Origin of the sequence: Streptomyces sp. rh34 (genome assembly GCF_002551245.1) — a bacterium.
Classification (GTDB): domain Bacteria; phylum Actinomycetota; class Actinomycetes; order Streptomycetales; family Streptomycetaceae; genus Streptomyces.
Genome location: NZ_NTGZ01000093.1, coordinates 17273 through 27290, shown reverse-complemented (window position 1 = coordinate 27290; position 10018 = coordinate 17273). Strand labels below are relative to the sequence as shown.

At 71.4% G+C, this 10018-nt stretch carries 11 protein-coding genes; 3 read left to right on the top strand and 8 right to left on the bottom strand.

All coding sequences use genetic code 11. From position 1 onward, the window contains the following. The 3 genes from CR470_RS18775 to CR470_RS18765 form a co-directional block, all read right to left on the bottom strand. A partial coding sequence (locus CR470_RS18775) for an ATP-binding protein (RefSeq protein ID WP_097868732.1) occupies positions 1–1459 on the bottom strand: 1459 nt, incomplete at its 3' end. 499 nt (positions 1460–1958) lie between these two features. Further along, positions 1959–2078, bottom strand: a complete 120-nt coding sequence (locus CR470_RS40610; RefSeq protein WP_257138797.1) for a DUF397 domain-containing protein — start codon at positions 2076–2078, stop codon at positions 1959–1961. Continuing rightward, positions 2041–2955, bottom strand: a complete 915-nt coding sequence (locus CR470_RS18765) for a helix-turn-helix domain-containing protein (RefSeq protein ID WP_097868731.1) — start codon at positions 2953–2955, stop codon at positions 2041–2043. The genes CR470_RS40610 and CR470_RS18765 overlap by 38 nt, the downstream gene beginning before the upstream one ends. 167 nt (positions 2956–3122) lie before the next feature. On the opposite strand from CR470_RS18765, the gene CR470_RS18760 reads away from it, so the two are divergent. Together CR470_RS18760 and CR470_RS18755 are read left to right on the top strand one after the other, a co-directional pair. Continuing rightward, positions 3123–3680: an ATP-binding protein gene (locus tag CR470_RS18760; RefSeq protein ID WP_097868728.1), complete on the top strand. Its 558-nt coding sequence runs from the start codon at positions 3123–3125 to the stop codon at positions 3678–3680. Between the two features lie 99 nt (positions 3681–3779). Next, positions 3780–4613 carry a hypothetical protein gene (locus CR470_RS18755; protein WP_097868727.1) on the top strand — a complete coding sequence of 278 codons (834 nt, stop codon included), beginning with the start codon at positions 3780–3782 and terminating at the stop codon, positions 4611–4613. Between the two features lie 30 nt (positions 4614–4643). On the opposite strand, the gene CR470_RS18750 is transcribed toward CR470_RS18755, so the two are convergent. The 5 genes from CR470_RS18750 to CR470_RS18730 form a co-directional block, all read right to left on the bottom strand. Beyond that, the gene (locus tag CR470_RS18750; protein WP_097868726.1) at positions 4644–5033 is read right to left on the bottom strand and encodes a VOC family protein; all 390 of its coding nucleotides are present in this window, start codon (positions 5031–5033) and stop codon (positions 4644–4646) included. Continuing rightward, positions 5030–5323, bottom strand: coding sequence for an ArsR/SmtB family transcription factor (locus tag CR470_RS18745; protein WP_097868725.1), 294 nt, complete (start codon positions 5321–5323; stop codon positions 5030–5032). Before CR470_RS18745 ends, CR470_RS18750 begins: the two co-directional genes overlap by 4 nt. A gap of 128 nt (positions 5324–5451) precedes the next feature. Continuing rightward, a complete protein-coding gene (locus CR470_RS18740) occupies positions 5452–6822 on the bottom strand; it encodes an amidohydrolase family protein (RefSeq protein WP_097868724.1) in 1371 nt (456 codons plus the stop codon). A 116-nt stretch (positions 6823–6938) separates the two neighbouring features. Next, on the bottom strand, positions 6939–7976 hold the full coding sequence (locus CR470_RS18735) for a DMT family transporter (protein WP_097868723.1): 1038 nt from the start codon (positions 7974–7976) through the stop codon (positions 6939–6941). A gap of 121 nt (positions 7977–8097) precedes the next feature. Then, the gene (locus CR470_RS18730; RefSeq protein WP_097868722.1) at positions 8098–8985 is read right to left on the bottom strand and encodes an NAD-dependent epimerase/dehydratase family protein; all 888 of its coding nucleotides are present in this window, start codon (positions 8983–8985) and stop codon (positions 8098–8100) included. Positions 8986–9118: 133 nt separating this feature from the next. On the opposite strand from CR470_RS18730, the gene CR470_RS18725 reads away from it, so the two are divergent. Then, on the top strand, positions 9119–10018 hold the full coding sequence (locus tag CR470_RS18725; RefSeq protein WP_097868721.1) for a LysR family transcriptional regulator: 900 nt from the start codon (positions 9119–9121) through the stop codon (positions 10016–10018).

Sequence of the window (10018 nt, the reverse complement as noted above, 5' to 3'; positions counted from 1 at the left end):
GTGCCGGGGAGGCGGGTGCGGGCGGCGGCGTCGCGGGCGCGGCGGCTGCCCGGTGGGCCGGGGCCGGGTGGTTCTCGCGCGGCTCCTGCGCGATCAGATGCCGGGGCAGCAGGACGACCACGCCGGTGCCGCCACGTGAGGACGGGCGGTAGTTGACGCTGATCCGGTGCTTGAGAGCGAGCCGTCCCACCACGGCGAGGCCGAGCCGGGTGCCCTGGAGGGTCGCGAGGTCGGTCATCCGGCCGGCGACGGAGTCCGCCGCCCGTCGCATCGCCGCGTCGGCCATCTTCAGACCGCTGTCCTCGATGGTGACGACGATGCCGGTGCCGCGCTCCTCGACGTAGACGTGCACCTCGTCGATGGGCGGCGAGAAGTTGGCGGCGTTGTCCATCAGTTCGGCGAGCAGGTGCATCACGCCCTCGGCGGCGAAGCCGGAGATGGAGACGCTGGAGGAGCAGTGCAGCCGTACGCGCTGATAGGCGGCGATGCGGCCGACCGCGCCGCGCAGGATGCTCTCCATGACGATCGGCCTGTTCCAGGCGCGGCTCGGCCGGCCGCCCATCAGCAGCGCCAGCCGGTCCGTCATCAGACCGAGCTGCGAGGTGCTGTGGTCCAGTTTCAGCAGATCGCCGAAGACCTCTTCGCCGTGACGTTCCTGCATGCTCCGCAGGTCGGCGAGCATGCTGACGGACTTCGCCTGGACCCGGCTGAGCGCCTTGGCCGACGCGGTCGTCGCCGCGAGAGCACGGCGCTCGCTGAGCGCGAGTTCCCGGAGCACCGCCTCGACCGACGCGCGCAGCAGCGGCTGTTCCGGCAGGTACACCTCGGCCTGCACCGTGGCGCCGGACTCGCCGTCACGGAGCCTGGCGACCACGCCCGGCAGCGTCTCGCGCGTGAACCGGTCGACCTCGGAGTTCAGCGCGTGCAGCTCCTCACGGAGCCGTGCGTTCTCCGTTCCCAGCTCGTCGTGGACCCGCGTGCTCTCCGTCCGCAGCGAGGCGGTCTGCTGCTCCTGCCCTTCGACCGTGCTCGCGAGGACGTGCAGCAGCTTGCGCTGACGCGGGCTGCGCGGCAACGGGACCCGGCCGAGGGCGTCGGTGGCCTTCACTCCGCCGCGTACCAGCTGGATCAGGGCGGGCAGCGCCACGTCGGCGGTGTGCGCCGTGTCCGTTTCGAGAGCGGCCAGCGACGCCTTGAGCCGTTCGGTCTCCGCGCTCTGGGCCGAGGCCGAGCGCCGTGCCCGCAGGGTGACGCCGTGAGCGACGGCGAGCGCGACGGCCAGGACCACCCAGGCGGTGAGCACCACCGCCACAACCCAGCCGCGCGCCTCCGAAGGCGCCAGAACCGCTGCCACGGCTCCGGCGACGGCACTCGCCGACAACACGGCCACGAGCGGGGCTATCGCGGCTCTCTGCGTCTTCGTCGGCCGGTGCTGACTGGCTGGTGCGGGTTTCGGCATGGATGCGGTCCCTCAGTTCTACCGGGCAGAAGGTATGCGGCCGCTCCGAGAAGGTGCAGATCACCTTGGTGCATCGGAGGAAAGCGGAAGCAGCCTTTCCTGTCAGGGGTTGACCACATCGTAGACATGCTTGTGCGGCGGATGATCCGGTCTGCGGCACAGTCCGTAGGCAGAGTGATTTTGTCGAGAAGCGGTCAGCGGCCTTTGGGTGTTGTGGTAATCGCGAGTCGGCGTGGTCGCGATGGCGGCGCGGGGGCGGACACCGACCACCGGAGGGCGGTCCCGGCGTACGCGGTGCGCCTGCCGGTCGGCCTCGGATTAAGCCGCGAGGCAGAGATGGCCTCTGCGGAGGAATTCTTTTCGGTCAATCTGGAATACCTCGCCGTGCCGTTCGATCGGCACGGCCGCACCGGTAGACCCGGGATGACACCAGTAAGTGCTCGATGACACCAGCACATGGGGCGGTAGGGGTCCTCGCCCTGAGCGGTCGGCACGCGCTTCAGCGCGCGATGACTCCGGTGATGAACGCGGTCCAGGCGCCTCCGGTCAGCACAAGGGCAGGGCCGTGGGGGTTCTTGCTGTCACGGACGGGGACGACGCCGGGGAATCCGTCCGCCACCTGCACGCATTCGCCGCCCTCCTGGTTGCTGTAGCTGCTGCTGCGCCAAGCGGCGGCGGTCAGATCGGGACGGAACACTCGCTGCACGGTAATCGGCCTCCAGCACGGTACGGATCAGGTCGAGCGAGGCGAGCGGCGGCAGTGCCATCGCCCTGAGGTCATCGTAAGTCAGCTCGAACCGTTCGACCTCGTCCGGTTCCTCGGTCAACTGGCCATAGTGCGCGCCCTCGGTGTAGGCGACGTGGCTGCCGTCCGGCATCACGAGCAGGGTCAGGGAACCACCCATGGCGTCGTGCTCGCCTTGGTCGAACGGCAGCACTTGGACCGTGATGTTGGGTTCCTCGGCCATCCTGAGAAGGTGCTCCAACTGGTCGCGCATCACGTTCGATCCTCCGACGGGGCGGCGAAGGACTGCCTCGTCCAGGATGATCCACAGCTTTGGCCGGTCCGGGCCGGTCAGCCGGGTCTGGCGACCGAGCCGGGCCGCGAGACGTTCCTCCAAGTGCTCGTCGTCCCGCAGCGACCGGCTCGCGCTCAGCAACGCCTGCGCATATCCCGGGGTTTGCAACAGGCCAGGTACCACGTGTGCGGCGTACTGGCGCATCACCTTCGCGCGTGCGGAGTACGTGATGACCGCCTGCGACCAGTCCGGAAACGCCTCCCGGTACACATACGGCCAGAGGTCGATCAGCAGGTCGTCCGCCACCAGCTCCTTGTCCAGCGCCCGGGTCAGCTCCAGGGTCGGTTTCGCCCCGGTCGCGCGCTCGATCTGGGCGATGCGGCTGCCGACCACATGCGTGAGCGCGCCCACGTCGGTCTGGGTGAGTCCGGCCGCCGTACGTAACTTGCGTACGCGCGATCCGAAGAGGGCGGCCATGGAGGACTGCGGGTCAATGGGTCTGGCCACGGCGCTACTTCCGTTCCTTACGGCCTGCGAGGTAAGGCGCTGTCACCTTCCGAGGCTAGGCCGCGCTGCCGACTCTTGAGTACGGAACGTCACGGAACTCGCACGTGTGGGTGACGTGAGGAGAGTCGAGTGAACGGATGGTCGGCATGACCGGCAAGAGGACGACCACGGCGGAGCAGGCGGAGAAGGCGGAGAAGGCGGAGAAGGCCGATGCGCGGGATTCGGCCCCGCCCGTTCCGCGCGGCTTCGGGCTGACCGCCAACGGCTACGGCTCCCTGTCCCGGCAGTTCCCTTCCACGCCCCGGGGTGCGCGGCTCGCCCGCCGTTCTGTGGTGCGGCAGTTGGGCCACTGGGGGTTCGGGCCGATGGCGGACGCCACGTGCGCGGTGGCCCTGGTGGTGGGGGAGCTGGCCGCCAACGCGGTGTGCCACGGGCGGCTCCGGGGGCGGAACTTCCATGTGCGGGTGGACTACGAAGGGCCTGCGAGTCGCTTCCGTATCGAGGTCTCCGACGCCGTGCTCGGCCGGACGCCCGAGGACCCGGAGCTGCCGCCGGACGACCAGGAGTCGGGGCGCGGCCTGTTCCTGGTGGAGTGCCTGGCGTCGCGGTGGGGGTGGGAGCCCCGGAACCCGATCGGGAAGACGGTCTGGGCGGAGGTGACGGCGGCCCTGCCCCAGGGGGCGCGTCCGGCCTGAGGGGAGTGCGCCGGGCGCGTGTCAACAGGTGTGTGTGCTACGTGAGTTGGATGTCCGGCTGTGGAATATTGGTGGGCACTGTTCTGCGTAGGGGGCTCGATGAAGAGTGCGGGGCTGCGGCCGGCCCGGGTCTGGCTGGTGTGGCTCCTGGTGCCCGTGATCCTGGCGGTGGCCGCGTGCGGGGCGTCGGGGCGCCGGGGCGGCGATTCGGACCTGGGCCCGGATCCGGGTTCCGGCCGGCCGTCCAGTTCCCCGGACGCGAGGGGTGGCGACGACGAGGACGACTCGGGGGGCGGCCCCGGTATCGATCTCGGTGTGGAGATCACCACCGGTGGCGGCAGCGGGAGCGGCGGCGGGGGCTCCGACTCGGGCGGTGACGGCGGGGGCAGTGGGTCCGGCGGGGTGGAGCAGCCGCCCGAGAGCGATCCCACGGCGGACGCGTTCCAGCGCGTGCGGGTGGGGAGCTGCCTCCCCGTCCACCGCACCGGGCGCGGTAGCGCCTGGAACGTCGGCGTACCGCCCGAGGCCGTCTCCTGCCGCTCCAGGCGTGCCGGTCTCTTCCGTGTCACGCGGACCGGGGGCAGCGGTGTCAGCTGTGAGGCGGGCGAGGGCCGTACGTCCTGGCGCTACCACTCCCGCGCGACAGGGGCCACGAAGCTCTGCCTGGAACGGGTCTGGGTGGAGCGCTTCTGCATCCTCGGCAACAACACCAGTGACGGCATGTCGCTGGGCACCACCACCGCCGTCGACTGCCGGGCCGAGCGCGTGCCCAAGCCGTACGACCATGTCCTGGTGGTCTCCGGCGTCTACCGCGCCCCGTCGGACGCCGGCTCCACATACTGCAGGAAGGGTTCGTCCGACCGGCGCACGTACTGGTCCCTGGTGGTCGCCGACCGCACGATCCTGGTCTGCTTCACCTACCCGAACTCCTGAGGGCCGGCCGCGCCGTCCCCGGGCGCGGGCTCAGGAGCTGTGCATGATCTGGATCAGGTTGCCGCAGGTGTCGTCCAGGACCGCGGTGGTGACGGTCTCCATCTCCAGCGGCTCCTGGGTGAACCGGACGCCGAGTCCGCACAGCCGCTCGAACTCCGCCTGTACGTCGTCCACGGCGAAGGCGGTGGCCGGGATGCCGTCCTCGACCAGGGCCGTCGTGTAGGGCTTCACGGCGGGGTGCTCGTTCGGCTCCAGAAGCAGTTCGGTGCCCTCGGGGTCCTCCGGTGAGACCACGGTCAGCCAGCGGGCCTCGCCGCCGAGCGGGACGTCGTGCTTCTTCACGAAGCCCAGGACGTCGGTGTAGAAGCGCAGCGCCTTCTCCTGGTCCTCGACGAACACGCTGGTCAGGTTGATCCTCATGGGGTGCTCTCCGGTGTCTTCGGCCTGAGCCATCGGTGGGCGATGTGCTCAAGGGGGTCGGTGTTCAGGTCGTGGAACTTGTAGCGGCCCTGGCGGCGGGTGGTGATCAGGCCCACCGCTTCCAGGACGGCCAGGTGCTGGCTGATCGCCTGGCGGGACAGCCCCACGCCGTGCTTGTTCACCAGTCGCGCGCATATCTCGAACAGCGTCTGGCCGTCGCGTTCCACCAGTTCGTCGAGAATGCGCCGCCGGGTGGGGTCGGCCAGGGCCTTGAAGACATCTTCCGCCATGACCCCACGATAGGCAAGTATCGACTTGCCTATCAAGTGGGGTGGCCGCGACTTTCCCCGCCGGACCCGTCCGAGCGCGCCGGGCGTGAACCCTGAGGCGGCGAGGCGGCGAGGCCGAGTCGCGGTGCTCAGGCGGGGAGCGGCAGGCCGGCGGCGTGGAACAGCCGGTCACGCGAGGCCGCGGCCTCGTCGAAGACGGTGTCCCCGGCCTTCAGCACACCGTTCTCCTTGAGGACGTCACCGGCCACCATGACCAGGTCGACGTTGCCCGCGTGGCCGCCCGCGACGATCGTCGCGGCTGCGTTCGTGGCGGGCAGCGTGTTGGCGTGGTCGAGGCGGATCATGATCAGGTCGGCCTCCTTGCCGGGGGTCAGGCTGCCCGTGCGGTCGTCGATGCCCGCGGCCCGTGCGCCCTCGATGGTCGCGAAGGACAGCAGATCGGCGGCGTCGAAGGTCGGCAGGCCGGGGGCCCGGTCCAGGGGTCCGGCCGCGCCGGCGAGGACCAGCTGCTGGTAGGCGAGCGTCGCCCGCATGACCCCGAACATGTCACCGCTCACGATCGTCTCGGTGTCCACGCTGAGGCTCGGGCGGATACCGGCGGCCAGCAGCCGGTTGGTGGCCGGCTGACCCAGGCCCGGCATGAAGACCTCCAGCGCACCGGCCACGGACGCGGTGGCCCCGTGCGCGGCCAGCATCCTCAGCTCGTCGTCGGTCGACGTGCACAGATGGATGAACGTCATGTCCGCACCGAGCAGCCCCGACTCAGCGAGCTGCCGTACGGCCTGCTGCTCCGCGCCCCACGCGCCGAGGCCCACGTGCATGCTGATCCGCAGGCCCAGCTCCCGGGCGAGCCGGATGTCCTGTCCGGACACGTCGGGGGTGGACAGCTCCGGTCCGCGGAGCATCGCGTTCAGCGTGACCCGCGCCGAGTCGTCGGAGAGCACCTCCTCGCGGATGCGCCGGATGTCGGCGGGATGCGTGCGGCTGCTGCCGAACTGCCACTGCTCGGCCTCCGTCGACGGCCAGCCGTGGTCGAAGACGGCGCGGATGCCCGACTCCCAGTGCGCCGCGATCGCCGCGTCCGAGTGCTCGGGGCTGTTGCTGATGTGGGACTCGTCCCGCACGGTCGTCACCCCGGAGTCGAGGGACATCAGGTCCGCCGCCAGGTTGCCGACGTGGACGTCCCGGGGTTCGAAGTGCTGGCCGAGGCCGATCTGCACGTTGCGGCGGTATTCCTCATAGGTCCAGGCGGGGCCCAGGTTGCGCAGAGCCCCCTGCCAGTTGTGGCGGTGGGTGTCGATGAATCCGGGCAGCACGGCGTTCCCCGTGCCGTCGACCACCCGGGCGCGGTCGTCGTGCAGGTTCCGTCCGATGTCGGCGATCCGGCCGTCGGCGACGAGGACATCGCCCACGAAGTCACCGAGCCTGTCGTCCTGCGTCATCAGGTACGCGCCCTTGAGGAGGACGCGTTCCTTGTTTCGCCGCTCGTTGTGGGACATCCGTTGTTCCTTTCGTGCCGCGGGTGCGGCGCTGTGGCCTGGTCGGCAGGGCAGGGCAGGGGAGGGGAGGAGCCGGCGGGCCGGGCCCGTGCCCGGCCGGGCACGGACGCGCCTCGTCACTCGCCGGCGGCGGTGCGCGGACGCCGGGAGGCGATCCAGACGGCGGCGAAGGTGAGTGCCGCGCCGAGGACGGTGAGGGCGGAGGGGGACCGGCCGCCGGAGGGCGCCAGGAAGTCCAGGGCGATCGAACCGGCGAGCTGTCCCGCGATCGAGGCCATGCTCAGCAGCAGGACACCGGTCCGGCGTACGAGGAATGCCGAGGCGCCGACGAACACCACGCCGCACAGCCCGCCGAGGTAGACCCACCAACTGGTGGGCAGGGGGTGCCCCGAGGTTCCCTGGACGAGTGTCCGTACGCCCCAGGCGGCGGTGAGGAACACCGCTCCGACGCAGAAGTTGAGCCAGGTCGCGGCGAGCGGCGAGCCCGACGCGGCGGACGTCGTCCCGTTCAGGGCCTGCTGCACGCCGAGCAGGAAGCCGGCGGCGATCGCGGCGAGGGCGGGCAGGACGATGGTGGCGGGCGCGGGTGTGTCGGTGAAGCGGGGCAGCGCGGACACGACGGCGGCCATCAGGATGACGGCCGCTCCCGCGAGCCGGGCGGCGCCCGGCTGCCGTCTCGGACCGCCGCCGATGCCCCGGGCGTCCACGATCAGCCCGGCGAGGGTCTGGCCGGCGATGGCCGACACGGTGAACACGGCGATTCCGGTGATCAGCGCCGCGGTGGACTGCGCCAGCGCGAACGTGCCGCCGAGTACCCCGGCCAGCAGGTACCGGCGGGGGAGCCGGCCGTCCCGGGCGCCCGCGGCAAGCCGGCGCAGCGCGCCGCGCATCCCGGGAGAGAAGAGGGCGAGGAGGGACAGCAGGGCGAGGCCGCCCGAGAAGCTGATCGCCGCCGCGGCGATCCCGTCATCGAGACGATGGCTCAGTTCGCCGTTGAGCCGGGCCTGCACCGGAACCACCGTTCCCGCGGCGATGGCCGCCGCGACGGCCAGGAATGCGCCTCGGGAGGCGGACGGGCGGGGGTGCGCCGGTGACCGCGGGCCGGACCCGGCGGAGCGGCTGCCGGGCCCGGGCGGTGCGGTGGGAATGGTCATGTCGAAGCCTTCGGTGCGGCGGGAAGGGGGGGCCGGACAGGGCCTTGTGGTGTGGTCCCGGCCGCCGGTGATCGGACGGACCCCGCCTGCCGCGGAGCCCGGGGTGGGGTGCGGAGCTCGTTCAGAAGTCCGTACGCGCGATGTCGTCGAGGACCGAGGGCCCCTGGGGCGACCAGCCGAGCACGCGCCGGGCGGCGTCGCCCGAAACCTGCTGGTCGAGCAGGAGCGCCTCGCCGAGCAGGCCGAGCCGGTCGAGTGTCCGTACGACGGGCTCGGGCTCCACCCGGCCGGCCAGGCCGACGGACCGGCTCACCGCCTCGGTGATCTCCCGCACGGTCGGGTTCACGCCGTCGGCTCCCAGGAAGTACGAACCGGCCGGGGCCTTCTCCAGCGCGAGTACGTACAGCTCCGCCAGGTCGTCCACGTGCACGGTGCTCCAGTGCTGGTCGCCGGGCCCGATCATGGTGAGGGCGGAGGCGCTCCCGGCACCGTCCGCGGTTCGCGGGCCCGCGGCGACGAGGTTCAGCAGGCCGCCGCCCCGCCCGTGCACCACCGCGGGTGCGATGACCGAGGTCCGGACGCCCGGCGCTTCGCGCACCCGCCCGGCGAGCGGCACCCGCCAGGCGGTCAGGCGCGGGGGGTTCATGGCGGCCGTCTCGCTGATCGCGGAACCGCTGCCGTGCAGCCAGACGCCGGTGGTGTGCACGAAGGGCCGGTCGGTGCCCCGCAGGGCGTGCAGGAAGCTGGTGACGGCCACGGCCTCGACGGTCGCGCTGGTCCCGTCACCCGGTGACGCCAGGTGGATCACGCCGTCGCTCGCGGTCGCGAGCTCCCGGAGCGCGTCACCGTCGGACAGGTCGGCGATCGTCGGCTCCGCGCCCTTGGCCCGCACCAGTTCCGCCTTGCCGGCCGAGCGGACCAGGGCGGTCACCCGGTGGCCACCGGAGACGAGCCGGTCGAGCACCGAGGCTCCGATGTAACCGGTGGCGCCGGTGAGCAATACGTGCATGGTCGTCCTCTTTCGCTGACGGTTTCCCTGGACGGGCGGGGCAGCCCGTACGACAACGGTCGCCCCGACTGGCTATCGTGTCCAACGAATGTTTCCGAACTGCCGATCGGGAATGCCGATGAATGGGGGTCCGGTGGATCAGAGGAAGCTGGAGTACTTCATCACGGTCGCCGAGGAGCTGAACTTCACCCGGGCGGCCCAGCGGCTGCACGTCACCCAGTCCACGCTCTCGGCCGGCATCAAGGCCCTGGAGCAGGACCTGCGGGCCGAACTCCTCATCCGCTCCACCCGGTCGGTCAGACTGACGGAGGCCGGTTCGGCGTTCCTGCCCGAGGCGCGTACCGCGATCGAGGCGCTCGACCGGGCCAGGGCCGCGGTGGAGCCGCTCTCCACGGGCCTGCGCGGCAGCCTCACCGTGGGCGTCCTCGGCGGGCTGACCGTGATCGACGTACCCGCGCTGGCGGGCGACTTCCACCGGCGCCACCCGGAGGTCCGGTTGCGTACCGAGACCTCCCAGCGGGGGACCTCCGGGCTGGTCGAGAGGATCAAGGAAGGCCACGTCGACGTGGCCTTCGTGGGAGCCGACCTCAAGGACGACCACCTCAGGGTGAGGGCCGTCAAGAGGTACCCCGTCCAGCTGCTGGTTCCCGCCGCCCACCCGCTGGCCCTCCGGACGAGCGTGCGGCTGAGGGACGTCGCCGGGGAATCCTTCGTCGACATGCCCACAGGGTTCGGGCAACGCCAGATCGTGGACGACGCGTTCACGCGGGCGGAGCTGACCCGGCGCGTCCTGATCGAGGTGTCGGACATCACCACGATCGCCGCCTACGTGGCGCACGGGCTCGGAGTGGCGCTGCTGCCCCCGGACTTCGCGGAGACGGCCGGGGACGCGGTGCACACCGTTCCTCTCGCGGACGCGTCCCTGTCCTGGACGCTCAGCGTGGTCGCCTCGGCGACACGTCCGCCGACGCGGGCGCTGCACGCCTTTCTCGACCTCATCCCGCACCACATCCGGCACGACCGGGTGTTCTGA

Bases quoted from the DNA above. Each gene is read 5' to 3' on its own strand.
- CR470_RS18765 (WP_097868731.1), bottom strand. From the start codon at position 2,955: ATGGCCGCCCTCTTCGGATCGCGCGTACGCAAGTTACGTACGGCGGCC.
- CR470_RS18760 (WP_097868728.1), top strand. From the start codon at position 3,123: ATGGTCGGCATGACCGGCAAGAGGACGACCACGGCGGAGCAGGCGGAG.
- CR470_RS18755 (WP_097868727.1), top strand. From the start codon at position 3,780: ATGAAGAGTGCGGGGCTGCGGCCGGCCCGGGTCTGGCTGGTGTGGCTC.
- CR470_RS18750 (WP_097868726.1), bottom strand. From the start codon at position 5,033: ATGAGGATCAACCTGACCAGCGTGTTCGTCGAGGACCAGGAGAAGGCG.
- CR470_RS18745 (WP_097868725.1), bottom strand. From the start codon at position 5,323: ATGGCGGAAGATGTCTTCAAGGCCCTGGCCGACCCCACCCGGCGGCGC.
- CR470_RS18740 (WP_097868724.1), bottom strand. From the start codon at position 6,822: ATGTCCCACAACGAGCGGCGAAACAAGGAACGCGTCCTCCTCAAGGGC.
- CR470_RS18735 (WP_097868723.1), bottom strand. From the start codon at position 7,976: ATGACCATTCCCACCGCACCGCCCGGGCCCGGCAGCCGCTCCGCCGGG.
- CR470_RS18730 (WP_097868722.1), bottom strand. From the start codon at position 8,985: ATGCACGTATTGCTCACCGGCGCCACCGGTTACATCGGAGCCTCGGTG.